The 26231-nt window shown below is 73.1% G+C and carries 20 protein-coding genes; 17 read left to right on the top strand and 3 right to left on the bottom strand.

Annotated elements, in window-relative coordinates; genetic code table 11:
- Positions 1-10 precede the first annotated feature (10 nt).
- A complete protein-coding gene (locus tag BS83_RS42635; RefSeq protein ID WP_157597489.1) occupies positions 11-871 on the bottom strand; it encodes a 4'-phosphopantetheinyl transferase family protein in 861 nt (286 codons plus the stop codon).
- Positions 872-1098: 227 nt separating this feature from the next.
- Between BS83_RS42635 and BS83_RS38765 the strand changes: the two genes are divergently transcribed.
- The 8 genes from BS83_RS38765 to BS83_RS38730 all read left to right on the top strand — a co-directional run bounded on the left by BS83_RS38765 (position 1099) and on the right by BS83_RS38730 (position 10671).
- Positions 1099-2100, top strand: a complete 1002-nt coding sequence (locus tag BS83_RS38765) for an alpha/beta fold hydrolase (protein ID WP_051945027.1) — start codon at positions 1099-1101, stop codon at positions 2098-2100.
- On the top strand, positions 2097-2849 hold the full coding sequence (locus BS83_RS38760; protein WP_232248634.1) for a thioesterase II family protein: 753 nt from the start codon (positions 2097-2099) through the stop codon (positions 2847-2849). Before BS83_RS38765 ends, BS83_RS38760 begins: the two co-directional genes overlap by 4 nt.
- A gap of 292 nt (positions 2850-3141) precedes the next feature.
- Positions 3142-4419, top strand: coding sequence for an FAD-dependent monooxygenase (locus tag BS83_RS38755; RefSeq protein ID WP_063774318.1), 1278 nt, complete (start codon positions 3142-3144; stop codon positions 4417-4419).
- Between the two features lie 6 nt (positions 4420-4425).
- Positions 4426-4980: an SRPBCC family protein gene (locus tag BS83_RS38750; protein ID WP_051945024.1), complete on the top strand. Its 555-nt coding sequence runs from the start codon at positions 4426-4428 to the stop codon at positions 4978-4980.
- A 53-nt stretch (positions 4981-5033) separates the two neighbouring features.
- Positions 5034-6068, top strand: coding sequence for a ketoacyl-ACP synthase III family protein (locus BS83_RS38745; protein WP_037607979.1), 1035 nt, complete (start codon positions 5034-5036; stop codon positions 6066-6068).
- Positions 6069-6140: 72 nt separating this feature from the next.
- Complete coding sequence (locus BS83_RS38740) at positions 6141-8093, top strand: HAD-IIIC family phosphatase (protein WP_037607977.1); 1953 nt, start codon at positions 6141-6143, stop codon at positions 8091-8093.
- Positions 8094-8096: 3 nt separating this feature from the next.
- Positions 8097-8324 (top strand): acyl carrier protein, encoded by a 228-nt coding sequence (locus BS83_RS38735; RefSeq protein ID WP_037607976.1) that lies wholly within the window; start codon positions 8097-8099, stop codon positions 8322-8324.
- 115 nt (positions 8325-8439) lie between these two features.
- Positions 8440-10671: an MMPL family transporter gene (locus BS83_RS38730; RefSeq protein ID WP_037607975.1), complete on the top strand. Its 2232-nt coding sequence runs from the start codon at positions 8440-8442 to the stop codon at positions 10669-10671.
- A gap of 94 nt (positions 10672-10765) precedes the next feature.
- Here the strand turns inward: BS83_RS38730 and BS83_RS38725 are convergent, their stop codons facing one another.
- Positions 10766-11746, bottom strand: coding sequence for a PDR/VanB family oxidoreductase (locus tag BS83_RS38725; RefSeq protein WP_037610910.1), 981 nt, complete (start codon positions 11744-11746; stop codon positions 10766-10768).
- A gap of 217 nt (positions 11747-11963) precedes the next feature.
- Positions 11964-12392 (bottom strand): YrdB family protein, encoded by a 429-nt coding sequence (locus BS83_RS38720; RefSeq protein WP_232248633.1) that lies wholly within the window; start codon positions 12390-12392, stop codon positions 11964-11966.
- Between the two features lie 298 nt (positions 12393-12690).
- On the opposite strand from BS83_RS38720, the gene BS83_RS38715 reads away from it, so the two are divergent.
- The 9 genes from BS83_RS38715 (at position 12691) to BS83_RS38675 (ending at position 26207) form a co-directional block, all read left to right on the top strand.
- Positions 12691-14217: a DHA2 family efflux MFS transporter permease subunit gene (locus tag BS83_RS38715; RefSeq protein WP_051945021.1), complete on the top strand. Its 1527-nt coding sequence runs from the start codon at positions 12691-12693 to the stop codon at positions 14215-14217.
- Between the two features lie 200 nt (positions 14218-14417).
- Positions 14418-15455 carry a ketoacyl-ACP synthase III family protein gene (locus tag BS83_RS38710; protein ID WP_037607973.1) on the top strand — a complete coding sequence of 346 codons (1038 nt, stop codon included), beginning with the start codon at positions 14418-14420 and terminating at the stop codon, positions 15453-15455.
- Positions 15456-15862: 407 nt separating this feature from the next.
- On the top strand, positions 15863-17101 hold the full coding sequence (locus BS83_RS38705; RefSeq protein WP_037607971.1) for a cytochrome P450: 1239 nt from the start codon (positions 15863-15865) through the stop codon (positions 17099-17101).
- 7 nt (positions 17102-17108) lie between these two features.
- On the top strand, positions 17109-17417 hold the full coding sequence (locus tag BS83_RS38700; RefSeq protein WP_037607969.1) for a DUF6059 family protein: 309 nt from the start codon (positions 17109-17111) through the stop codon (positions 17415-17417).
- A 79-nt stretch (positions 17418-17496) separates the two neighbouring features.
- Positions 17497-19284, top strand: coding sequence for a fatty acyl-AMP ligase (locus BS83_RS38695; RefSeq protein WP_037607967.1), 1788 nt, complete (start codon positions 17497-17499; stop codon positions 19282-19284).
- Positions 19285-19287: 3 nt separating this feature from the next.
- Complete coding sequence (locus BS83_RS38690; protein WP_063774317.1) at positions 19288-21111, top strand: acyl-CoA dehydrogenase family protein; 1824 nt, start codon at positions 19288-19290, stop codon at positions 21109-21111.
- Positions 21108-22844 carry an acyl-CoA dehydrogenase gene (locus tag BS83_RS38685; RefSeq protein ID WP_051945018.1) on the top strand — a complete coding sequence of 579 codons (1737 nt, stop codon included), beginning with the start codon at positions 21108-21110 and terminating at the stop codon, positions 22842-22844. The genes BS83_RS38690 and BS83_RS38685 overlap by 4 nt, the downstream gene beginning before the upstream one ends.
- Before the next feature lie 61 nt (positions 22845-22905).
- Positions 22906-23196, top strand: coding sequence for an acyl carrier protein (locus BS83_RS38680; RefSeq protein ID WP_037607965.1), 291 nt, complete (start codon positions 22906-22908; stop codon positions 23194-23196).
- Positions 23193-26207 (top strand): type I polyketide synthase, encoded by a 3015-nt coding sequence (locus BS83_RS38675; protein ID WP_037607963.1) that lies wholly within the window; start codon positions 23193-23195, stop codon positions 26205-26207. The genes BS83_RS38680 and BS83_RS38675 overlap by 4 nt, the downstream gene beginning before the upstream one ends.
- Positions 26208-26231: the final 24 nt, after the last annotated feature.

Genomic DNA, 26231 nt, shown 5'->3' with positions numbered 1-26231 from the left:
CGGAAGAGATCTACCCGACGTTTCCCCAACTCGTCCACCAAGCGGACAAGTCGGCCGTGTGCGATCGGAGTTGCGGAGCGAGCCCTTCCTCCGGCATCAGCAGGGCCACCGCGCCACCGTGGGTGGGCGGCGTGGGGACGTCGGCGAAGCTCCAGTGCTCGGCCACCGAGAGCTCCGTGGACCCGTCGTCGAAGGCCGGGCCGAGTCCCACCGAGAAACTGTCCAGCTCCGCCCAGAGTCCGTCCCCGGTCCCCTTCAGATAGGCCTCCTTGCGCACGAAGCAGTGCAGGAAGGCCCGTTCCTGCTGCGCCTCCGGCAATGCCCGGATGGCGCGCTGCTCCTGCGGGTGGAGCAGCGGCACCAGCTCGGTGCCGGGCACCGAGGCCAGGCTCTCCACGTCCGCCCCCACCGGGGTGGCCGCGAAGGCGCACAGCGCGAGGCCGGCCGTGTGGGAGAGGGAGAAGTGCAGCGGCGGTCGGGCGGAGAGCACCGGGCGGCCGTGCGGACGGCCGCAGCCACGACAGGGCGCCCGTTCGGTCCGCACCTGCTCCGGGGCCATGCCCAGGTACGCGCCGAGCAGCAGCCGCAGCGCGACGTGGGAGGCCAGCAGCGAGGCCCGGCCCGCGTCGTCGCCGCAGCGGTCGATCCGGGCCTGCTCCTCCGGATCGAGCAGCCACCGCAGCTGCCGGGCCGCCGCGATCTGTTCCGGGTCGGTGCGCAGCAGCCAGTACTCCACGACGCCGCGCTCGGGACGATGACCGGCCGCCGGCAGTCCGGCGGGGTCGGCCGTCCGCGGTGCGGGGGCAACCGGGAAGTCCTGGGCGAGCGGGAAGTCCTGAGCGGTCCAGTGCGCGGTCCTGTGCACGGTCACCTCCAACGGGGATACGTGGTCCAGCCTGCGCCGACCTCCTAAAGCCCTGCTTGTCGGCCGAGGGAGCCGGGCCGGAACGGGGTTCCCCAGCCACGTCCGAGGCCCTCTTCCCGGCCCGCACCACGGCTCCCGCAGGACTTTAGCCGCACGCAATTCCCGCAGGTCACCCTGCGAGTGGTGAAGCGTCAGTGAGTGAGACCTTGAGCGGTCTCGGGAAGGAGCGGGCTGTGGCAGCGAGCAGCACACCGGGGCGCGGCCCCGGTCGCCCAGCCGTCCGGCCGGTGCCCGAGGTGCGCCTGCGCAGTCGCGTGGTGCACGGATACCGGCGGGCGTTCCGGATGGCCGGACGGGGACCGGTGGTCCTGCTGATCCACGGCATCGGCGACTCCTCGGAGACCTGGTCCCCGGTGATCCCCGGACTCGCCCGGCACTACCGGGTGATCGCCCCCGACCTGCTCGGGCACGGGGCCTCCGACAAGCCGCGCGGCGACTACTCCGTGGCCGGCTACGCGAACGGCATGCGCGACCTGCTGTCGGTGCTGGGCATCGAGCGGGTCACCCTGGTCGGGCACTCGCTCGGCGGGGCGGTGGCGATGCAGTTCGCCTACCAGTTCCCCGAGCGGACCGAGCGGCTGGTGCTGGTCGGCACCGGCGGGGTCGGGCGCGAGGTCACCCCGCTGCTGAAGGCGGCGTCGCTGCCGGGCGCGGAGATCGTCCTGGCAGGTCTGCGACTGCCCACCGTGCGCTATCAGATCAGCCTGGTGACCCGGCTGCTGCAGTGGCTGGACACCGGTCTCGGCCTGGACGCGGCCGACCTGCTGCGTACCGTCGACGCCCTCCCCGACGCGGCGGCGCGCAGCGCGTTCATCCGCACTCTGCGGGCCGTCGTCGACCACCGCGGGCAGGTGGGCACGCTGCTGGACCGCTGCTACCTCACCGAGGGCATGCCCACGATGCTGGTCTGGGGCGAGCGCGACCAGGTGGTTCCCTCGCTGCACGCCGGGATCGCCCACGTCTCCATGCCGGGCAGCCGCCTGGAACTCTTCGAGAACGCCGGTCACTTCCCCTTCCACTCCGATCCGCAGCGCTTCGTCCAGGTCGTGCACGACTTCATCCGCACCACGGAGCCGGCCGGGTTCAAGCCGGAGGAGTGGCGGATGCTGCTGCGCGGCCGCAAGCCGAACCCGCGGGCGCAGCGTCTCGCCAACGTACTGATGAGGTCCGCATGACGCGCTATCTGCCGACGCGCCGGGCGCCCGACGACAGGCTGCTGATGTTCTGCTTCCCCTACGCCGGCGGCGGGGCGTCCGCCTACGCGGGCTGGCAACGCCGCCTCGGCGACCGGGTGGAGGTGCTGCCGGTGCAGCTGCCCGGCCGCGAGGGCCGGTCCCTGGACCCGCGTTTCACGCATCTCCCGCTGCTGATCGAGGACCTGGACCGCGAGTTGGGGCCCGAGCTGGAGCGTCCGCATGTGCTGTTCGGCCACAGCATGGGCGCGTTGATCGCCTTCTCGCTGGCCGAGTACCGGGAGGAGCGCGGCGAGCGCCTGCCGGAGGCGCTGATCCTCAGCGCGTACCGGGCACCGCATTTGCCGCCGCCGCGGCTGGCGCCGCCGGACGCGTCGGACGACGAGCTGGTCGCTTCGCTGGTGGGGCTGGGCGGCATTCCGCAGGTTCTCCTCGACCACCCGGAGTGGCTGAGCGCGCTCCTGCCCATCGCCCGCGACGACCTCCGCCTCTGCTCCGGCCCCGGCCCCACACGCCGCGACCCCCTGCCGGTCCCGATCCAGGCCTACGCGGGCCGCGACGACTCCCTGGTCACCCCGGCGGAGGTGGCCGAGTGGGTCGGCTACGCCTCCGCCGGCTTCGCCATGCGGACTCTCCCCGGCGGCCACTTCTTCCTCCGCGAGAACGAGGACCTCTTCCTCCCCGACCTCGCCCACTCCCTCACCCACCTCCTCGCCGCAGCGGCCCGGTAGGGCCCCTCCAGGGGCGCGGGAACTGCGCGAACAGCCACCCTGTGCGGACGGCCCTGCGCGTTCGGGGCTCCACCTCGCAGGGTGGCTTGTCGCGCAGTTCCCCGCGCCCCCTTGATGGTGCAACTTCCCTTGTGCCGTGACGTGGCGCGCCCGCGCGCCGGAGGCGCGCAGTTCCTCGCGCCCCTGGGGTGGTGCAAGGGGCCCCGCCGTCGCGCGTCTTTAGCTCTCCGCAAGAGCCCCTTCCTAACGTCGGAGGCCGAGCCCCAAGCCTGTCCACGTCAGGGAGTTGAGGATGACAGTCGCGACCGAAACCGATGTGTTGATCGTCGGTGGTGGCCCCGCAGGGGCGCTGCTGGGGACACTGCTCGCCCGGCGTGGGATCGACGTGCTGGTGGTGGAGCGGCAGACCTCGTTCGACCGGGAGTTCCGGGGGGAGACGCTGGCCGCGCCGTCCGTCGTCGCGTTGCGGCGGCTGGGGTTCGGGCCGGCGCTGGACGCGCACGGGTTCCTGGAGACCGAGGCCGTCACCATGCGGATGGAGGGCCGGGACGTCCTGCACGTCGACTACCGCAGGTTCCCCATCGGAACGCTGCCCATCGACATCCCGCAGCCCAGTCTGATCGGCATCTTCCACGAAGCGGCCCTCGACCTGCCCAGCTTCGCCTACGCGTCCGGCACCGCCTTCAGCGAGCTGATCATCGAGGACGGCACCGTCCTCGGCGCCGTGCTGAAGGAGCCGGACGGCACCCGGGCCGAGGTGCGGGCGCGGCTGGTCGTCGGGGCCGACGGGCGGTTCTCGAAGGTGCGGCGGGCCGCAGGCCTCGAGGCGGACGTCAAGCCGATGGCCCGCGACTTCCTGTCGTTCAAGCTGCCGCGTCCCGCGGGCTGGAAGCAGGAGGCCGAGCTGATCGCCGACGGCGAGCGCCACATCATGGTGCTGCCGACCTTCCCCGACCTGCTCCGGATCGGCCACAACCTGCCCAAGCGGGGTCTGACGGACCTGCGCCGGGCCGGCTTCGAGTCGTTCAGGGACGGCATCGCCGCGCTCGACCCCCGACTCGCGCCGCTGCTCCGCGAGCACCTCACCTCCTGGGACGACACGTCCTTCCTGGAGATCTTCACGGCCGAACTCGACCGCTGGACCAGGGACGGCCTGGTGCTGATCGGCGACGCCTCGCACACCTGCACGCCGATCCTGGGACAGGGCGTCAACGTCGCGCTGCAGGACGCCGTCGTGCTCACGCCGGTGATCGCCGCCGCGCTGGCCGAGAGCCAGGGCCCGGTCAGGGAGCGGCAGCTGGCCGGGTTCGTCGAGACGCGGCGGACGCACAAGCGCTTCGTCACCAAGTTCCAGCGGATGCAGGAGGCCGCGCTCGCCATGGACAGTCCGGCGGAGCGCGTGCGCCGCCGGATCCGCTACTGGCTGCTGGACAAGCTGCCGGTCAAGTACCGCCTCTTCGACCGGGTGATCAACGCCCAGCACGAGATCGACCCGCTGGACCTGGACCTGGCCAGGACCGCCGAGGCGACGGCCGGCCGACGGGTGGCCGCGGCGCAGGCGAGGGGCTGAGACGCGATGGGGATCAGGACGCTGCTGAGCTCCGGTCGCGCGATCGCCGACCTGCACTACGACTACGCCAAGCGCGGCAGGCTCGACCCTGACGCCCAGGTGCAGGCGGTCCACCGGCTGCGGATCGAGGCCCCCGTCGCGGTGGTGTGGCGGCTGCTCGCCGACATCGGCGGCTGGCCCGCCTGGAGCGCGGGCATCAGCGGGGTCGAGCTGCCCGGGGGAGTGGCGGTGGATCAGCCGTTCCGCTGGCGCAACCACGGGCACCGGATCGACTCGCGGATCGCGGTCGTCCTCCCGGAGCAGGAGATCAGCTGGAGCGGGGTCTGCGGCGGGTTCCTGGCGCGGGCCGTGCACCGGCAGCTCCTGGTCGCCGACGGCGGCGGCACCCTGGTGACCGCCGAGGAGTGCATGTCGGGGCCGCTCCTGCCGCTCTACTACGACGCGGAGAAGCTGCGCGCCGGGCTGGTCGACTGGATGTCCGAGCTGCGTCTGGCCGCCGAGAGCGCCGCGCCGGCGCCCGTCTCCGTGGCGGCGGCGCAGGCGGCGCAAGACCAGCTTTAGCAGCCGCTGCGACAGTCGACCGCGTCGGGACCGATCACGCCGAGGAGGTGGCCATGCGCTGGGAGAACCTGTATCTGGCCGGACTCGGGGCCTACCTCCCGCAGCGGGAGGAGACCGCCGAGGAGGCCGTCGCGGCCGGGCGCTACAGCCCGGAGGCCCAGTCGGCCAACGGCATCCGTGCGGTCCGCGTCAGCGATCCGGCCGTGGAGAGCCCCGCGTGGATGGCCGCCGCCGCCGGGCGCGCCGCCGTGGAGCGGTCGGGCCACGGGCCCGCCGACTTCGGTCTGGTGGTGCACGCCGGTTCCGGTCACCAGGGCCAGGATCTGTGGACGCCCGCCTCGTTCGTGCAGCACGAGACCGTCGGCGGGGCCGCTCCCACCGCCGAGGTGCGGCAGGGCTCGGTCGGCGGGCTGGTCGCCCTGGAACTGGCCGCCTCCTGGCTGGCCTCCCGGCCCGAACCCGCGGCGCTGGTCACCGCGGGGGACTCCTTCCACCTCCCCTACGTGGACCGCTGGATCCTGGACGACCAGCAGGTCTTCGGTGACGGCGCGGGAGCCGTCGTGCTGAGCCGGCGGGCGGGCTTCGCCCGGCTGCTCAGCACCGCCTCGGTCGCCGACTCCGCGCTGGAGGCGGTGTACCGGGGCCCGTCCTGGACCGCCGCTCCCTTCGCGGACGGTCTCCGGGTCTCGCTCGCCGACCGCAGGCGCGCCCACTTCGGCGGCGACGAGGAGCGGTTGCGCGCGGCGATGGCGCGGATGGCCGACCGCCTGTGCGGCGTGGTCGACCGCGCGCTGGAGGACGCCGGCGGGCTGAAGCGCGCCGACGTCGACTGGGTCGTCCACGCCAACGTCGGTCTCCCGGTCGCCCGTTGGGGTCTGTGGGAACCCCTGGGCGTGGACCCTGAACGGACCGTCCACGACTGGGGGTGCGGCCTCGGACACATGGGCGCCGCCGACCAGTTCGTCAACCTCGACCACCTCGTACGAACCGCACCGCTCTCCGTCGGCGACCGGGTGCTGGTCATCGGCGTCGGCACCGGCGTGGTGTGGAGCGCGGCCCTGCTCGAACTGCTGGACGTCCCGGCCTGACGGCCTGTCGAACCTCTGAGCCCATCCGACCTCTGAGCCCATCCGACTCCTGACGTGAGGAGAGCACACATCATGACCACGGTCGCGACCACCCCGCCGGGCGCGGAGGCGAGCGGGCCGGCATCACCGCAGCCGGCAGCTCCGATGGACCGGCTCCGTGAGCTGAACGCGGCAGGCCGGCTCGCCGCCGACTTCCCCGCGCTGCCGAGCCTGCTGGCCGAGCTCGCCTCCGGCGAGAACGGCGCCGCCGACCTGGCCCGCGCCGGGCAGTTCCTGGCCCGGCTCGACCCCGAGCAGATCCTGGCCGAGCACCCGGGCACCACCACCGTCAGCGTGGCCGTGGCCGGTCACTCCACCGTCGGCCCGATCGCCGGCCCGCTCACCGCCGAGCTGGCCCGGCACGGCTTCGCGCTGCGGCTGGCCCTCGGCGACTTCGACGGCTACCTGCGCGAGCTGCAGGACACCGGGAGCCACCTCTACGCGGCGGGCCTCGACCTGGCGCTGGTGGTCCTGGACGCGGAGGCCGTCTTCGACGAACTGCCGCCCGTCTGGCGGGTGGAGGACCTGGAGCAGGCCGCCGCCGCCAAACTGGCGCAGCTGACCACGCTGGTCGAGCGCTTCGTCGCGCACGAGGGCGGCGCGACGCTGGTCCTCAACACCCTGCCGCTGCACCGGCACCACACCCACCAGCTGGTCGACCTGCGGTCCCGCGCGGTGCTCGGCGCGGCCTGGCGCGAGTTCAACGCGGGCCTGCTGCGGCTGGCCACGACCCACGAGCGTCTGGTCGTGGTCGACCTGGACCCGCTGGTCGCCCACGGCGGCCCGCTGAACGAGCCGCGGATGGCCTCGTACGCCAAGGCCAACCTGGGCGAGGAACTGCTCGGCCGCTACGCCCGCGAGATCGGCCACCTGGCCAGGACGCTCAAGGGCCGGGCCAAGAAGGTCCTGGTCGTCGACCTGGACAACACCATGTGGGACGGCGTGCTCGGGGACGACGGCGCGGACGGCATCGCCGCCGCGACCACCTTCCGCGGCGAGGCGTTCGGCAACTTCCAGAAGGTCGTCAAGCAGATCGGCTCCCAGGGCGTGCTGCTCGCAGTGTGCAGCAAGAACGACCTGGAGCCGGTGCTGGAGGTGCTGCGCACCCACCCCGACATGCAGCTGCGCGACACCGACTTCGTGCGGGTCAACGCCAACTGGAATCCCAAGGACGGCAACCTCCGCGACATCGCCGACCGGCTCAACCTGGGCGTCGACAGCTTCGTCTTCGTCGACGACTCGCCGTTCGAGACCGGACTGGTCGCCTCCAGCCTCCCCGAGGTGGCGGTGGTCAGGCTCGACGAGGAGCCGGCCCTGCACATCGAGCGGTTGCTCGCCGACGGCTGGTTCGACGTGCGGGAGCTGACGGCGGAGGACCGTGAGCGGGCCGCGCTGTACCGGGTCGAGTCCGACCGCCAGGACCTGCTGGACAGCAGCGGCTCCATGGAGGAGTACCTGGACAAGCTCGGGGTGCGGGTCCAGGTGTCCGCCGTCGGCGACGGCGACCTCGCCCGCGTCGCCCAGCTGACGCTCCGCACCAACCAGTTCAACCTCACCACCGAGCGCCTGCAGCCCGCGGAGGTGCGGGCCAGGATCGACGACCCGGAGCACCTGGTCGTCTCCGTCCGCTCCGGGGACCGCTTCGGCGACAACGGCGTCGTCGGCGCGCTCTTCGCGCACCGCGAGGGCGAGCGGCTGCACATCGACAACATGATCCTCAGCTGCCGGGTCTTCGCGCGCGGCATCGAGCAGTCCACGGTGGCGGCCGTGCTCGCCCACGCCCGCGACCACCTCGGGGTGACCGAGGCCACCGCGGCCTACCGCCCCACCAAGAAGAACCACCGGGTCAAGGACTTCTGGCCCACCCTCGGCTTCGAGCAGACCAGCGCGACCGACGAGGGCGAGCTCGGCTTCACCCACGCGCTCGCCGACCTGCCCGAAGCCCCCGCCTATGTCCAGCTCGACGTCGCCCTCGGAGGGTCGTAAACCATGCTCACAGAGGAATCCTTCCTGGAGCTCGTCCGTGACGAGCTGGCCCTGCCGCTCGCCGAGAGCGACCTCGAGTCCGACTTCGACCGCGTCGTCGCCTGGGACTCGCTCCAGACGCTGCGCCTGGTCGCCGCGGTGGAGAAGAAGACCGGCAACCGCGTGCCGGTGGGCCGGGTGCTCGCCGAGCGCAGCCTGCGCGGCATCTACGACGTACTGACCGCCGCCTGAGACCAGGGCCGGGCACGGTGTTCCCCCGCACCGTGCCCGGCCCTTCCGGCATTGCTTGTCATAAGCATGCAAAGACCGACCGCACTGACTGTCCCCGAACGAAAGCGCTGAGGACATGTTCGAGACACTTGCCTCCGTTCTCCACCGCCGGCGCCGCCTGGCTCTGCTGGCCTCGCTGGTCCTGCTCTTCCTGGCCGCCGCCGTCGGCGGCTCGCTCCAGCAGAAGCTCACCAACGGGGCGTCGGACTACGACGACCCGGGCGGCAGCAACGTCGCGGCGCGCACGGTGATCCAGCACGCGACGGGCATCGACCCGCAGCAGGGCTACGTTCTGCTGGTCCGCACCGACCAGCCGATCAGCGCGGACTCGCCCGTGCCCGCCTCGGTGACCGAGGCGATCCGGGTGCTGCGCGCCCGGCCCGAGGTGAAGCAGGTGCTGGACTACGCCGGCGCACACCTGCCCGCACTGATCTCCACCGACGGCCGCAGCACCGCCGTCGTCGCCGAGGTCGGCCCGATCGCCTCGCCGCACGACGTCGACGCGGTGACGGCGCTCCAGAAGGCGATCGCCGCCGATCCGTTGCTGCGCGACACCACGCTCCTGGGCGGGGCCACCCCCGGCCACGTGCAGGTCGCCCAGGTCTCCACCAAGGACCTCGGGCTCGGCGAGGCCGTCGCCATGCCGATCCTGCTGATCCTGCTCTTCTTCGTCTTCCGCGGGCTGGTCGCCGCGCTGATCCCGCTGTTCGGCGGGGTGTTCGCGATGATGCTGGCGATGGCCGCGGTCCGCCTGCTGACCGTCGTCACCTCGGTCTCCGCGAGCGCCATGGACCTGATCTTCGCGCTCGGACTCGGCCTGTGCATCGACTTCAGTCTGCTCATGGTCTCCCGCTTCCGCGAGGAGCTGGCCGCCGACCGCGCCCGCGAGGTCGCGGGCACCGGGGAGGCCGTGCGGCGCACGGTGCTGACGGCGGGTCGCACCGTCGCCTTCAGCGCCTTCACCGTGGCCGTGGCGCTGTCCGCGCTGCTCGTCTTCCCGCTGCCGTACCTGCGCTCGCTCGGCAGCGCCGGCATCCTCACCGTGCTCTCGGCCGCGTTCTTCGCCCTGGTCGTGCTGCCGGCGCTGCTCGCGGCGTTGGGTCACCGGATCGACGCGCTCTCCTTCGGCCGCGGCCGGGCGACGAGCGCCGAGCGCGTGGTGCGCCGCTGGGAGCGGCTGGCCCGTGGCGTGATGAGGCGTCCGGCGTTCTACGCGGTGGGCGGCGTCGCGGTGCTGCTGCTGGTGGCCTCTCCGGCGGCCGGCATCAAGTTCAGCGGCGTCGACTCCTCGGTGCTGCCGCTCTCCACCAGCTCGGGCCAGGTGGCCCAGCAGCTCTCCACCGCCTTCGCGCAGCAGCCCGCCTCGGCGCGGATCGTGCTGGACGACGGCGCGAGCGCCGCCGCGATGGCCGACTACGCCACCGCGCTCGGCCGGGTCCCCGGCGTCCGGGCCGTGACCGCGCCGGTCCGCCTCGGCGCGAACCACTGGGAGATCGACGCCTCGCTCTCCGGCCAGCCGCTCCAGGCCGGTCCGCTGGCCACCGTGCAGCAGCTCGAGCACGTGCCCGCCCCGGCCACCGCCAGGTTCACCGGCGCGAGCGCCGACTTCCTGGCCCAGCGGGCGAGCATCGGCGCGCACCTGCTGCCGGCCGGCCTGCTGCTGGCGGCGCTGACCATGCTGCTGCTCTTCCTGTTCACCGGATCGCTCTGGCTCTCGGTGCAGGGCCTGCTGATGAACGCGCTCTCGGTGGGCGCCGCCTTCGGCATGCTGGTGTGGGTGTTCCAGGACGGCCACCTCGGCGGCCTGCTGAACTTCACCGCGACTGGCGCACTGGAGGAGACCTCGCCGGTCATCCTCTTCGCGCTCGCCTTCGGCCTCTCGACCGACTACAACGTCTTCCTGCTCGGCCGGATCAAGGAGGCCCGCGCCAAGGGCGCCGACGAGCGCACCGCCGTCGCGGTCGGCATCTCCCGCACCGGTGGCATCGTCACCTCGGCGGCGTTGCTCTTCGTCGTGGCGATCGGCGCGCTGGGGATCTCGCGGCTCACCTTCATCAAGGAGCTCGGCATCGGCGCGGCCTTCGCCGTCCTGGTCGACGCGACCGTGGTCCGCACCCTGCTGGTGCCGGCCGTGATGGCGCTGCTGGGCCGCGGCGCCTGGTGGGCGCCGGGGCCGCTGCGCAGGCTGCACGAGCGGTTCGGCGTCAGCGAGGGCGGTGAGCCGGAGGAGGAGCACACGAGCGCCGCGGAGACCGGCGTCCCGGCCGTCGGCGCGGAGACGACCCCGCTCGCCGGCAGCCGCGTGTGAACACGGACGGCTGACGTCTCCCTGGTGAGACGGTGAACCCCGGGCCGGAATTCCGGCCCGGGGTTCACAGCGTTTGCGCGTCAGGTCGACCGGGTCAGAGGTCCAGCACCAGACGCTCGCCGCGGCAGCGGGAGACGCAGATGAGCATGGACTCGCCCGCGCTGCGCTCCGCCTCGCTGAGGGTGCTGTCCCGGTGCTCGGGCTCGCCCTCCAGCACGGTCGTCTCGCAGCTTCCGCAGGTGCCCTGACGACACGACGGGGAGGTCGACACGCCGGCCTCCTCGATCGCGTCCAGGATGGACATGTCCGAGGCGATCCGCAGGACCTTGCCCGAGCGCCGCAGCTCCACCTCGAACTCCTCGCCCGGTCCCGCGTTCACGGCCGTCGCCGCGGCGAAGCGCTCGACGTGGAGCGAGAGGCCGCGGTCCGCCGCGTCGGGCAGCTCGGCGAAGCGCTGCTCCAGCGCGGTGAGGAGCGGTTCGGGACCGCAGCAGTACACGGCGGCGCCCTCGCCGAGATCGGCGAGGGCCGCGTCCAGGTCCAGCAGTCCGTGCTCGTCCTGGGGGTGGATCAGCACCCGGTCGCCGTAGCCGGCCAGTTCGTCGAGGAAGGCCATCGAGGCGCGGCTGCGACCGCCGTAGAGAAGCCGCCAGTCCGCCCCGGCGGCCTCGGCGGCGGCGATCATCGGCAGCAGCGGCGTGATGCCGATGCCGCCGGCGACGAACAGATGCCGTGCGCCGACGGCGAAGGGGAAGTCGTCACGCGGCCCGCGGACCGCGAGCACGTCGCCGGCCGCCACCGCGTCGTGCAGCTGGGCCGAGCCGCCGCGGCTCTCCGGCTCGCGCAGCACGGCGATCCGCCAGCGGTCGCGGTCGGCGGGGGAGCCGCACAGCGAGTACTGCCGCAGCAGCGTCCTGCCGTCCACCGGCAGCAGCAGCTCGACGTGGGCGCCGGGCGCCCAGGAGGGGAGCTCCGCGCCGTCGACGCTGCGCAGTTCGAACGCGGCGATGCCGACCGCGGGTTCGTCCCTGGCGGTCACGATCAGCCGCAGCGTGGGGGCCGCCGCGGGCGACACCCGCGGCTCCCGCGACGGCGGGGCGGCCGCTGCGGTGGTCTCTGCGGTGACCCGCGCACGCGGGCGCAGGCGCGGCCGCGGCGCGGCCGAGAAGATCCGTCTGATGTTCACCAGTGCTTACCTCCGCCGTGCTCCGACGCCCGGAGCCTCCGGGCCAGGGCGATGGTGCGCGGCGGAGCTAAAGCGAGGGCTGTCCGGAGCGGTCGGTGGCGCGGCGTCAGTGGCCCGCGAGCCACCACAGGCGGTCGCGGGTCATCAGCAGCTGCAGCACCAGCACGGCGGTGTAGAACGCGGCGGGCGTCTTGGCCCCCAGGTCGAACAGCGCCCATGCGGCGCCGCCGAGGACGACCAGCTCCAGCACCAGTCGCACGGGCCCGGGCGTGGCCACCACGGTCTTCCCGCTGACCTGCGCGCCGGCGGTGGCGAAGGTGCCCCACGCGGTGGCGATGGCCAGCGGGAACGCGACGGTGAGCGGAATCCGCAGCACGCCGGAGGTGCTGTGCCAGGCCCAGACGCCGTAGGTGGCGACCGCGGCCAGCTCCAGGCCGAAGGCGATCAGCTGGGTGTGCATCGGGAAGGAGAGCGTGGTGGCCTTCATGGAGTCCTCCTGGTACGTGCCGTCGGTGGTCGCCGTGCGGCGACGCACTCTCTCCGAGACGCTACGCACACGCCCTTAAGCGGCCCTGAAGCCAGCGGTGGCACCCCCTCGGGGGCGCGAGGCGTCTCGACCATTCAGGGGCGCGGGGAACTGCGCGACAAGCCACCCGCGTGCGGATGGTCCTCAACGCGCAGGGCCATCCGCGCAGGGTGGTTGCTCGCGCAGTTCCCCGCGCCCCTGGCGGGGCCCCAGCGGGCCCCGGGAGGTCGCCTAACCGCGGCTTTAGCGGGGGGTGTCACCGTCGCGGCGAAGCCGCCGGCAGAGCGCCGGGGCGAAGGGAGCGAACGTGAGTATCGACGAGAGGACTGCGCCGCTCGTCGCCCAGGCAGGTGCGGCCCAGGGCGACAAGCGGCGCTGGTGGATTCTGGTCGTCGTGGCGTCCGTCCAGTTCATGGTCGGTTTGGACGCGACGGTCGTGAACGTGATGCTGCCGCAGCTGCAGCGCGGGATCGGGCTCTCCATCGCCAACACCCAATGGGTGATGAGCATCTACGTGCTGCTCTTCGGCGGTCTGATGCTGATGGGCGGCCGTCTCGCCGACGTCGTCGGGCGTCGGCGCGTGCTGCTGGCGGGCATGGCGCTGTTCATCTTCGGCTCGGTCCTCGCCGGGACGGCGCACGGCACCGAGCAGCTGCTGATCGCCCGGGCGCTGCAGGGCCTCGGCGCGGCAGGCCTCGCCCCCGCCGCACTGTCGATCATGGTGACCAGCTTCCCCGACCCGCAGGAGCGCGCCAAGGCCTTCGGCATCTGGGGCACGGTCATCGGCATCGGCGCGAGCATCGGCACCCTGCTGGGCGGCGCGATCATCGACGTCGGCTGGCGCTGGGCCTTCTACATCAACATCCCGATCGGCGTGGTGCTGGCGATCGCGGCGGTGATGCTGATCCCCGGCCGGACCGCCCGCACCGGACCGCGTCAGCGGGCCGACCTGGCGGGGGCGCTGACCTCGACCGCGGGTCTGCTGCTGCTGGTCTACGGCATCACCGCCATCGGCAGCCGCGGCTGGAGCGACGCGGTCACCCTGGCCTCGCTCGTGGGCGGTGCGGCGCTGCTGGTCGTCTTCGTCCTGGTCGAGCAGCGCAGCAGCGCTCCGCTGGTGCCGCTGCGTCTCTTCCGCGGCCGGGGCCTCGTCGTGGCGGCGCTCGGCCAGATCCTGGCGGCCGGCGTGATGCTGCCCTGCTTCTTCCTGCTGCCGCAGTTCATGCAGACGGTGCTGGGCTACAGCCCGCTGCAGACCGGTCTCGCCTACATCCCGACCAGCCTGGCCATGATGATCGTGGCTCCGGCCGCGTCGAAGATGGTGGCCAAGACCGGCCCGCGGGCCCTCTACCTGGCCGGCACGGTGGCCCTGGGCGCGACGCTGGCGCTGATGCTGGGCGCGAAGGTGCACGCCGGCTACTGGTCGCTGCTGCTGCCGGTCACCGCCCTGCTCGGCATCGGTCTGGTGCTCTGCCTGATCACCGCCTCGATGGTGGGGACCTCCCAGGCCACCGAGTCGGACGCGGGCGTGGTGTCGGCGCTGCTCAACTCGTCGAGCGAGATCGGCGGCGCGCTGGGTCTGACGGTCGCCGCGACCGTGCTGCAGACCCGCACCGCGAGCCTGGTCGCGCACGGCATGGACCCGGTCGCGGCCTTCACCCAGGGTCTGCACCGCGGCTTCGGGGCGCTGTTCATCTGGATCGCCCTCGGCGCGCTGGTCGGCGTCTTCGGCTTCCGCGGCCTGAAGGCGACCGGGGAGAGCACTGAGGTCGTCTCCTCCTTGCCCGCCGACGCGGACGCCGCCGTCGCGGCCGCCTCCGCGGTCCAGGGCTGAGCGGACCGACGGCTTGTCAGCAACAGGGCGTGGCGCACCGGCTTCCGGCCGGTCGCCACGCCCTTCGCCGTTGCCTGGGAGCATCCGGACGCCGGAGCAGCCGGTACAGGAGTCCCTTTAGCGGCGCCGCCGACACTGGTTCCGCGCTCGGCGCCGGACCTTAGGGCCGCCCATCCCCTTCCCGCACTCTTGGAGACAGCATGCGCTGGGAGAACGTATACGTCGCCGGACTCGGCGCCTACCTGCCGGAGCAGGTCCAGACCGCGGAGGAGGCCGTCGCACTCGGTCTCTACGACGCCGAGGAGAGCGTCGGCAACGGCATCCGCGCCGTGCGCGTCGCGAACGACGAGGAGGCGCCGCCGGTCATGGCCGCGGCCGCGGCCCGCCGCGCGATCGACCGCTCCGGTCACCAGGACCAGGACTTCGGTCTGCTGCTGCACGCCTCCATCGGCCACCAGGGTCAGGAGTTCTGGACGCCGGCCAACTACGTCCAGAACGAGACGATCGGCGGTCGCGGCACCGCGCTGGAGATCAAGCAGGGCTCCAACGGCGGGCTCGCCGCCGTCGAACTGGCCGCCTCCTACCTGAGCGCGCGCCCGTCCGAGACGGCCGCGCTGGTCACCGTCGCCGACGCCTTCAAGCCGCCCTACTTCGACCGTTGGGCCAGCGACAACCAGCAGGTCTACGGCGACGGCGCGGGCGCGCTGGTGCTGTCCAAGCGCGGCGGCTTCGCCCGGCTGCTCTCCACCGCCAGTCTGACCGACGCGACCCTGGAGCCGGTCTACCGCGGTGTCACCGGCTGGACCCCGGCCCCCTTCGCCGAGGGCAAGCCGGTCGACCTGCGCTCCCGCAAGCGCGACTACCTGCTGCGCCACGAGGACGCCTACGAGCAGACCATCAACCAGATGACGGTCAACGCCGGTCAGGTGCTGCAGGAGGCGCTGGACGACGCGGACACGAAGCTGGCGGACACGCAGCACTTCGTCCACGCCAACATCGCCGAGAGCATCGCGACCTACTCCTTCTACATGACCCTCGGCATCGACCGGGCCACGACCACCTACGACTGGGGCCAGGACATCGGCCACTGCGGTGGCGCGGACCAGCTGCTCGGCCTCAACCACCTGGTCGAGTCCGGCCGGGTGAAGGCCGGGGACAAGATCGTCACGATGGGCGTCGGCGTCGGCTTCATGTGGACCGTGGCCGTTCTGGAGATCGAGTCCGTCCCCTCCTGGTGACCCGCTGACCACCCGCCAGACCTGTCGTCCCGCGTCCGCCGACCGTCCGAACCGGCCGACGCGGGAACGGCCCCCCGAAGGACCCCGCCGACCCCCGTCCCGGCGGGGTCCTTCGCCGTCCGGCGTCGGTAGGGGCGTTCAGGCCGACCCGCCCACCCGCCCGACCCTTCCGCAGCCGGCGCCTCCCGGAGTCCGGGCGCCAACAGGGCACGCGCTTCCTCCGCCTCTTCCCGGGCGTGCGGGACAGCGCTTCGCGCCCGCCCACGACGCTCCGGAGCCGGCGCCGGGCGGCCCGTTCCCCGGCCCGCCGCTCGCCCCGCCCGGCCCGGCGGCCGCGCAAAAAGCGCTTTAGCGCCGCACAGGAGGCTGGGGGCGACCGCGTCCCCGCGCGACCAGGAGGAACCGCGATGCCCCCGTCCGCAGCGAGCACCGAGGCGTTGCCGAGCACCGAGCCGCCGGCCTACCCCTTCGCGCGCCCCGACGCGCTCACCCCCTGCCCGCACTACGCCGCGCTCCGCGAGGCGCAGCCGGTGGCGCCGGTGCGGATGCCCAGTGGGGACCTGGCGCACCTGGTCACCGGGTACGAAGCGGTGCGCACGGTGCTGTCGGACCCGCGCTTCAGCCGGTCGGCCACGCTGGAGCCGGGGGCGCCCCGGCTGGCGGCCGCACCGCAGCGCTTCCCCAGCCTGCCCAACCTCGACGGGGCCGAGCACGCGCGGGTCCGGGCCCTGGTGTCACGGGAGTTCACCGCGCGCAGGGTCGCCTCGCTGCGCCCCAGGATCCAGGAGCTCACGGACGGGTTGCTGGACGACATGTCGGCCCGTGGCGAGGCGGAGGGCCGCAGCGCCGACCTCGTCGAGGCGCTGGCCTTCCCGCTGCCGGTGCGCGTGATCTGCGAACTGCTCGGTGTGCCGCTCGCCGACCAGGAGCAGTTCACCCGCTGGTCCGCGGCCTTCGTCGCGACCACCGGCAGCAGCGCGGAGGAGATGCTGGCGGCGCAGGCCGGACTGCGCGACTACTTCTCGGCCCTGTTCGCCGAGAAGCGCGTGCGGCCGGGCGACGACCTGCTCTCCGCGCTGGTCCAGGTCCGCGACGGGGAGCAGGACCGGCTGAGCGAGCAGGAGCTGGTCTTCCTCGGCGTCAGTCTGCTCGTGGCCGGCCACGAGACCACCGTCAACCAGATCGGCAACAGCGTGCTCGCGCTGCTCGCCCACCCCGAGCAGCCGGCCAGGACCCTGACCGACCCGGACGCTGTGCCCGCGGCCGTCGAGGAGCTGCTGCGGCTGCACCTTCCCGGTGACGAGACGCTGCTGCGGATCGCGGTCGAGGACGTGGAGTTGGACGGGCGGCTGATCCGGGCGGGGGAGGCGGTGCTGCCCTCGCTCGGTTCGGGCAACCGGGACGCGGCCCGCTTCGCCGAGCCCGACCGGCTCGACCTCGGCCGGTCGGTGAACGCGCACCTGAGCTTCGGCCACGGCATCCACTACTGCCTCGGTTCCGGGCTCGCCCGTGCGGAGCTGCAGATCGCCCTGTCGACCCTGTTCGCCCGCTTTCCCACGCTGCGCCTGGCGATCCCCGCCGAACAGGTGCCGCGCACCTCGGGCCGTCTCATCACCGGGGTCAGCTCGCTCCCGGTCGCCTGGTGAGGGCGGTATGACCTCCCCACGCACCGCCCGCGACCGCAGGCCGCCGCGGCTGCCGTTCCGGCTGCGCTGGTGGCTCCGCCTGCTGGGTCGTGAGGTCTACCGCGGCCTGGTCCAGTCGGGCTGCTTCTTCGGCCTGGTCACCCCGGAGTACGCGGCGGCGCTCGTCGCCGACCTCGACGACAGGCCCGCGCCCGGCCACCCCGAGCGGCTGGTCCGCGGCACCCCGCCGAGCGCCCAGGAGGCGGCTCTGTGGCGGCAGTTGGACCAGCACCAGGAGGAGCCGACGAGCGGCGGGGTGGGCGCAAGAAGGGCTTAAGGCCGGTCGGTGAGCATCGGTACACCGGTGCCAGCCGGCCAGAGATCCGTCGACAGCCAATCGAGGCGAGGGAACGACCTTGAAGAGTTTCGAGACCTTCACGGAACTGGTGCTGCAGCGCACCTCCGACCTGCCGACCAAGGACGCGTTCATCTTCCTGCACGACAACGCGTCGAGCAGCGACGTCGAGCGACTGACCTACGCGGCGCTCGACGTCGAGGCGAAGCGGATCGCCTCCTGGCTGCAGCAGCACGGGGCGTCCGGCGGGCAGGTCCTCCTGCTCTACCCCTCCGGGCTGGACTTCATCAAGGCCTTCACGGCCTGCCTCTACGCCGGTTCGGTCGCCGTTCCCGCGCCGCTCCCGGGCGACCAGGGCAACCACTTCGCGCGGGTCACCGGCATCCTGCGGGACGCCGAGGTGCGCGCGGTGCTCACCGACTCGGCCAACGAGCCGAACATCAGCGCCTGGCTGCGCGAGGCCGGCATCACCGACGTCGCGGTGCTCGCGAGCGACGCCGCAGACCAGGGTGACGCCGCCGCCTGGACCGCGCCGAGCCTGACCCCCGAGTCGCTCGCCTTCCTCCAGTACACCTCGGGCTCGACCAGCACCCCCAAGGGCGTCATGGTCTCCCACCGGAACCTGCTCGCCAACGAGCTGGCGATCCAGCACGCGATCCAGGGCCACCAGGACACCCGCCTGGGCGGCTGGCTGCCCTTCTACCACGACATGGGCCTGATCGGGCACATCCTGCAGCCCCTCTACCTGGGCGGATCCGCGGCGCTGATGTCGCCGATCTCCTTCCTGAAGCGGCCGCTGCGCTGGCTGCAGATGATCACCGAGCACCGGGTCACCGCCGGCGGCGGTCCCAACTTCGCCTACGACCTCTGCCTGCGCAGGGTCACCGACGAGCAGCTGGCCACACTCGACCTGAGCAGCTGGGAGCAGGCCTGCAACGGCGCGGAGCCGATCCGCCCGGAGACCGTGCGCGCCTTCACCGAGCGCTTCGCCCCGGCCGGCTTCCGCGCCGAGGCCTTCTTCCCCTGCTACGGCATGGCCGAGACCACGCTGCTGGTCTCCGGCACCCCCGTCGGCCGGGCCCCGATCTACCGCGAGGTCGACGCCGAGACCCTGGAGCAGGGCGAGCTGAGCGACGCCTCGGGCGCCGGCGTCCGCACCCTGGTCAGCAGCGGCGTCGTCACCGACTTCGACGTCCGCATCGTCGACCCGGAGACCTTCGTCGAGCGGCCCGAGGGCCATGTGGGCGAGATCTGGGTCAAGGGCGAGAGCGTCGCCGCCGGGTACTGGAAGCGCCCCGAGGTCAACGAGGAGATCTTCAACGCGGTGCTGCGTCCGTCCGCCGACCCGGAGGCGGCCGGTGACGCCGGCTGGCTGCGCACCGGCGACCTGGGCGCGTTCGAGGCCGGTGAGCTCTACGTCACCGGGCGGCTCAAGGAGATGATCCTGATCAACGGCCGCAACATCTACCCCCACGACGTCGAGCGGCAGGTGCAGTCCCTCGACCCGGCTTTCGGTGTCGGCGGCGGCGCCGCGTTCTCGGTGGACGACGGCGAGGAGCACTTGGTGCTGGTCCAGGAGATCCGCCCCAACGCGGCCTCCGCCGCGGACCTGCCCGCGCTGCTCGCCTCCGCCCGCGCCCTGATCAGCCGTGAGTTCCAGGTCAACGGCAGCCTGCTGCTGGTCCGTCCCGGCACGATCAGGAAGACCACCAGCGGCAAGATCCAGCGCACCCTGATGCGCAAGCTGCTGCTGGAGGGCAAGCTCGCGCCGCTGCACGAGCAGGTGGAGGAGCGGGTCGCCGCCCAGATCGTCTCCCGCGTCGACGCCGTGCTGGAACCGGTGGGCTGAGCCGTGGACCACGCCGCCTACCGCACGGCCGAGCGACTGGAGTGGCAGCTCGGCGACCCCGAGCTGCGGGACACCGTCTTCAGCCACACCAACTGCCTGGCGCTGGACGAGCGCGAGGAGTTCCCCGCCGAGATCTGCGCCCGGCTCGAGGAGCTGGGACTGCACGAGTACTACGTGCCGGCCGAGCACGGCGGGCGGCTGCAGAGCTACGAGCAGCTGCTGCAGATCATGCGGACCGTGGCCCGGCGCGACCTGACCGTCGCGATCGGCCACGGCAAGACCTACCTGGGCGGCGTCTGCGTCTGGGTGTCCGGCACCGACGAGCAGGCGCGCAGGCTCGGCGTCGCGATCCGCGCCGGACTGCCGGTCTCGCTGGGACTGACCGAGCGCGCCCACGGCAGCGACCTGCTGGCGGGCGAGGTCTGCGCCGAGCCCGACGCGGACGGCGGATTCCTGGTCTCCGGCGAGAAGTGGCTGATCAACAACGCCACCCGGGGCTCGCTGCTCTCGGTGCTCTCCCGGACCGACCCGGCCGGCGGACCGCGGTCCTTCTCGGTGCTGCTGGTCGACAAGAGAGAACTGCCCGCCGAGAGCTACCGACATCTCGACAAGGTGCGCACGCACGGCATCCGCGGCGCCGACATCTCCGGCATCGCGTTCGACCGGGCGCCCGTCCCCGCCGACGCCGTCGTCGGTGCGCTGGGCGGCGGACTGGAGACGGTGCTGAAGGCGCTCCAGCTCACCCGGACCATGTGCGCGGCCCTCTCGCTCGGCGCGGCCGACCACGCGCTGGCGCTCGGCCTGGACTTCGCCCGCACCCGCACGCTGTACGGGCGCACCCTGGTCGAACTGCCGCAGGCGCGCCGCACCCTGGCGGAGAGCACGGCCGACGTGCTGACCGACGAGGCGCTGTCGCTGATCGCGGCGCGGCTGGTGCACGTCGCCCCGGCCGAGCTCTCGGTCAGCGCCGCGGTCACCAAGTACCTGGTGCCGACCCGTACCGAGGGCGTGATCAGCGCGCTCACCCGGCTGCTCGGCGCGCGGGCCTTCCTGAAGGGCGTCTACGCGGACGGCCGGTTCCAGAAGGTCGACCGGGACCACCGCATCGTCGGACTCTTCGACGGCAACACGCTGGTCAACCTGAACTCGCTGGTCAGCCAGTTCCGCAGCCTGGCGCGCGGGCACCGGCGCGGCAGCGGCGACGTGACCGGGGCGGTCCGCGCCTACCGGCTGGCCGAGCCGCTGCCCCCGCTGGCGCCGGAACGGCTGTCGCTGGTGGCCCGGCACGGCAGCGGCGTGATCGCCTCGCTGCCCGGCTCGGTGGAGCAGCTGCGCCGCGCCGCCGCCGAGGACCCGGCGCTGAAGCCCGCCCTGGCCGCCGCCGAGCGGCTGCTGCCGCTGGTCGACCAGGTGCACGAGGAGATGGCCGGGCACCAGGACGCGGTGACCGAGGTCCCGCCCGCGGCCTTCGAGGCGGCCCGCCGCTACGCGCTCTGCTTCGCCGCGGCCGGCTGCGTCGGCCTGTGGGTGCACACCCGCGCGGAGGCCGAGCGGGGCGGTACAGCGGAGCTGTGGCAGCACGCGCTGTGGCTGCGCGCCGCGCTCTCCCGGCTGCTGACCCAGCTGGGCCTGCCCGACGCGGACGACGCCGAGGCACTGGACGCGGTGCTGGACACGGCGCTCGCCCTGCGCGACGCCGGCCGGCTGGTCTCCCTGCTGCCGCTGTCGCTGCAGCCCCCGTCGCTGCAGCCCCCGTCGCACACGTCGGACCGAGCGGTGCACGCCGCCGGTCACCACGCCCTTGAGGCCATTGAGGAGGCATCATGATGACCGGCCAGGAGCTCCGCGCCGCGGCTCGGGTCGCCGAGATCGAGGCTGCGCTGGGCGATCCTGGCGACGCCGCCAACCCCGTCGGCTACGCCCGGCTGCTGGAGGCCGACGAGGCCGGCGAGCTGTCGGCGGCCGGGGAGAAGGCCCTGGAGGCGCTGGAGCTGAACGCCGAGTTCGTGCCCGTGGAGCACGGCGGCAGGCTGGAGCGGATCGACACCCTGGTGCGGGTGCTGCGGCAGGTGTTCCGCAGGGACGTCGCGCTCGGCCTCGGCTACGGCGTGACCTCGTTCATGGCCTCGGTCAACGTCTGGACCCAGGGCAGCGAGGCCCAGCGCGCCAGGCTCGCCGAGATCCTGTTGCGCGGCGGCCGGGTGTCGGTGGCGTACCACGAGCTCGCGCACGGCAACGACTTCGTGCGCAACGAGTTCGAGGCCAGGCGGCAGCCCGACGGCTCGTTCACGTTGCACGGCGCCAAGCAGGTCATCAACAACGCCGCCCGTGCCGACGCCTGGCTGCTGTTCAGCCGCACCGACACCGCGCCCGGCTCGCGCAGCCACTCGGTGCTGATGGTCGAGCGCGAGCAGGTCGACCCCGAGCGGCTGACCGTGCTGCCGCGCTACGAGACCGTGGGCGTGCGCGGGTGCCAGCTGTCCGGCCTGGACTTCGACGAGGCTCCGGTCCCGGCCGAGGCGCTGGTCGGCAGCGTCGGGCAGGGCGTCGAACTGGCGCTGCGCTCCTTCCAGATCACCCGCAGCGCGGTGCCGGGCATGGCGCTGGGCGCGGCCGACACGGCGCTGCGCACGGTGGTCTCCTTCGCGCTCGGCCGCCGGCTCTACAAGAAGTCCGTGATGGACATCCCGCACGCCAGGGCCACCCTCGGCAACGCCTTCCTGGACCTGCTGATCAGCGACAGCCTCTCCCTGGTCGGCACCCGCTCGGTGCACCTGCTGCCGGAGGAGACCAGCGTCTACGGCTCCGCGGTCAAGTACCTGGTGCCCAAGCTGCTGACCGAGACCATGTACGAGCTGTCGATCGTGCTGGGCGCGCGGTTCTACGTCCGCGAGGGCGAGTTCGGCATCTTCCAGAAGCACATCAGGGACCTGCCGGTGCTCAGCCTGGGCCACGCCGGCTCCGCCGCCTGCCAGGCCACCATCATCCCCCAGCTGCCCCGGCTGGCCCGGCGCTCCTGGTTCCAGGACGAGCCGGCCCCGGACGCGCTGTTCCAGCCGGACGCCGAACTGCCGCCGGTGCCGTATCAGCGGCTCGCACTGGCCAGCGGCAGGGACAGCCTCTCGGCCGCGCTGGTCGCCTCCGTCGACGACCTGCCGGACGGCTCACCGGAGGAGGTGGCGCTGCAGGTGCTGGCGCTGCGTCTGATGGACGAGCTGCGCCAGGTGCAGGAGCAGAGCCTCGCGCTCTCGCTGGAGGACCGCACCGCACTGGCCTCTCCCGCCAGCTTCGCGCTCGCCGACCGCTACACCGTGGTGCTGGCCGGCGCCGCCGTGCTCGGCGTGTGGCGACAGGCCCGGGCCCGCGGCGCGGGCGAGGAGGACGCCTTCCTGGCCGACCCCGCCTGGGCCGCGGCCGCCCTGGACCGGCTGGTCCGCAGGCTCGGCTACCAGCCGTCCGCCCTGCCCGCTTCCTGCACCGAGCGGGTGCACCAGGAGCTGCTGCGCCGGTTCGAGGAGCGCCGCAGTTTCGACCTCTACGACACGCCCCTCGCGGGCTGAGCGCACCGTGTCCGCCCGACCCACGTCCGTACTGAACCCGCAAGCCCGCCAGGAGGCCTCCATGACCGACATCGCCGCACGCCCCGCCCAGCACACCGCCCAGTCGCTCGGCGTCTGGCTGGTCGACCGCATCGCGGTCTACCTCAAGCGCACGCCGGACCAGATCGACCCGACCGTGCCGCTGGCCGAGTACGGCCTGGACTCCGTCGCCGCGCTCAGCCTCTGCGGCGACATCGAGGAGGACTTCGACCTCGTGCTGGAGCCGACCGTGGCCTGGGACTACCCGACCATCGAGGCGCTGGCGACCCACCTGCTGGAGGAGTTCGAGACCCAGTCGGGTGACGGCCGATGAGAGAGATCGCGATAGTCGGCCTCGACTGCCGCTTCCCCGGCGCGGCCAACGCCCGCGCCTACTGGGAGCTGCTGATGCGCTCGGGCGACGCGGTCGGCCAGGTGCCGGCCAACCGCTGGGACGCGACCGAGTTCCGCTCCTCCGACGGCGGCGAGGGCTCGTCCAACACCGACCAGGGCGGCTTCATCGACGACCCGGACGCCTTCGACAACGAGTTCTTCACCATCTCGCCGCGCGAGGCGGCCGCCATGGACCCGCAGCAGCGGCTGCTTCTGCAGACCGCGTGGCGCGCCCTGGAGGACTCCGGCACCGCGCCCGCCTCCCTGGCGGGCTCCGACACCGGCGTCTTCGTCGGGATCATGGGCAACGAGTGGGCCCACCGTCACCTCACCGACTACGACCGGATCACCGCCCAGGTCGGCTCCGGCAACGGCTACTGCATGACCGCCAACCGGATCTCCTACCACCTCGACCTCAAGGGCCCGAGCCTGGCCGTGGACACGGCCTGCTCGTCCTCGCTGGTCGCGGTCCATCTGGCCTGCAACGCGCTGCTCGCGGAGGAGTGCGACACGGCACTCGCCGCGGGCGTCAACGTCACCGTCTCGCCCGCGCTCAGCATCTTCTACACCCAGGCGGGACTCTCCGCGCCGGACGGGCGCTGCAAGCCGTTCAGCGCCCAGGCCGACGGCATCGGCCGCGGCGAGGGCGTGGGCGTCGTGGTGCTGCGCCGGCTGGAGGACGCCCTGGCCGACGGCCAGCAGGTGTACGCGGTGATCCGCGGCACCGCGGTCAACCAGGACGGGCGCAGCAACGGCATCACCGCGCCCAACCGCTGGGCCCAGCAGGCCGTGCTGGAGGCCGCCTACCGGCGGGCCAAGATCGACCCCGCCGAGGTGGTCTTCACCGAGGGCCACGGCACCGGGACCGAGCTCGGCGACATGATGGAGACGAAGGCCCTGGGCGCGCTGCACTCCTCGCGGGCGCACAAGCCGATGGCGCTCGGCTCGGTCAAGGGCAACCTCGGGCACACCGAGGGCGCCGCCGGCATCGCCGGGCTGATCAAGGTCGCCCTGTCGCTCCATCACCGGGTGGTCCCCGCGAGCCGGTTCGCCACCAGGGAGAACCCGAAGCTGAAGCTGGCCGAGCAGGGGATCAAGCTGCTCAAGGCCCCGCTGCGGCTGCCGAGCGACAGCAGCGTCGCCGGACTGAGCAGCTTCGGCATGGGCGGCACCAACGCCCACGCGGTCCTCGCCTCGGCCCCGTCACAGGCCGTCCGGCCCGTCGCCGGCGGAGGAGCCGCGGACGAGGCGGCCTCGGACGGCGGCGTGTTCACCCTCAGCGCGGTGACCCCGGAGGCGCTGCGGCGCAACCTGCTGGTCCAGGCCGAGGAGTTGGACCGGCGCCGGATGCCGGTCGCCAGGGTCTGCTGGAGCAGCAACCAGGTGAAGACCGGTCACCGGATCCGCTTCGCGCTGCCCGCCGACGACCTGGGGCGGCTCTCCGCCGCCCTGCGCGCCGCCGCGGCCGACGACGACCTGCTCACCCGGCACGCCAACCGGCCCACCGGCCGGCCGACCACCGCCTTCCTCTTCGCCGGGCAGGGCGTCCAGTCGCCGGGCATGACCATGCGGCTGTACCGGGAGTCGCCCGCCTACCGGAGGCAGCTGGACCGTGCGGACGCGGCCCTCCGGCCGCACCTGGGCGAGTCGGTGGTGGAACTGCTCCGCTCCGAGGATCCGCGGGTGCACCGCACCGGCTTCGCCCAGCCGACCCTGTTCGCGGTCGGCTACGCGCTCGCCCGCACCCTGCAGGAGACGGGCGTCGAGCCCGCCATGCTGCTGGGCCACAGCGTGGGCGAGTACGCGGCGGCCGTCGTGGCCGAGGCGCTGACCCTCGACCAGGCCGCGTGGCTGATCACCACCCGGGGCCAGCTGATGGACGCGCTGCCGGACGGCGGCGGCATGCTCTCGGTCTTCGCGCCCGAGGCGGAGATCGCCCCGCTGCTCGTCGGCGAGCCGCTGGTCGGCGTCGCCGCGGTCAACGGGCCGCGCCAGACCGTGCTCTCCGGGGACCTGGCCGCGCTCGACCGGATCGCACTCGAACTGGGTGAGGCGGACCTGGAGGTCCGCAGGCTGACCGTCTCGCACGCGTTCCACTCGCCGCTGATGGAGCCGATGCTGGCCGACTTCGCCGAGGCGGCGCGCGGCATCGGCGGGGTGACCAGGCTGCCCGTCTACTCGACCGTGCGCGGTCGGCTGCTGGAGCCCGGCGAGGCGATGGACGCCGACTACTGGACGGAGCACATCTCCGCCGGTGTGCGCTTCGCCGACGGCGCGGAGGCGCTGTTGGCGGCAGGCCCCACCCACGCCGTGGAGATCGGGCCCCGTCCGGTGCTCGGCGGTCTGGTCCGCCGGCTGCGTCCGCCCGCGGGCCTGCGCAACCTGCACCCGCTGCCGACGGCCGAGTCCGGCCGCCACGACCTGGCGGGGCTGCTGGCCCAGCTGTACCAGGACGGCCTGAACCCCCGTTGGGAGGCCTTCTACTCCGAGGAGCAGCGCAGCCAGGCCCGTCTGGCCCCGTACGCGTTCTCCGACGCGCACCGCTTCTGGGTCGCGCCGGCCACCCGGCACGCCAGGACCGGGCTCGCGTCCGCGCCGGCGCCGACCGGCTTCGCCCCAGAGGGCGCCGGGGCCCAGGCCGAGCGGGAGCGGGGCGTCGTCCGCCTGGCCCCGAGCCGGGCCGCGTTCAGCGGCCGGGTGGCCGAGCGGGTCGCCGAGGCGATCGCCGCCATCGGCGGCTACGCGCTCGACGAACTCTCCCCGCAGGCACGGCTCTACGAGGACCTCGGCTTCGACTCGGTGACCGTGATGGAGCTGAAGAAGGACCTGGAGAAGGCACTTCCCGAGATCGGCGAGGTCTCCGTGCCGGAACTGCTGCCGGCGCTCGGCTCGCTCGGCGAGCTGATCGGCTTCTACGAGCAGCGCAGCACCGCAGCAGTCGCGGCCTCCTGACCGCGACGCATCGAGGAGAAGGTG

It is taken from the genome of Streptacidiphilus rugosus AM-16 (genome assembly GCF_000744655.1).
In the GTDB taxonomy this organism is placed as follows: domain Bacteria; phylum Actinomycetota; class Actinomycetes; order Streptomycetales; family Streptomycetaceae; genus Streptacidiphilus; species Streptacidiphilus rugosus.
Note: the sequence above shows the minus strand (reverse complement) of the source record. Positions and strands in the feature narration are given on the sequence as shown.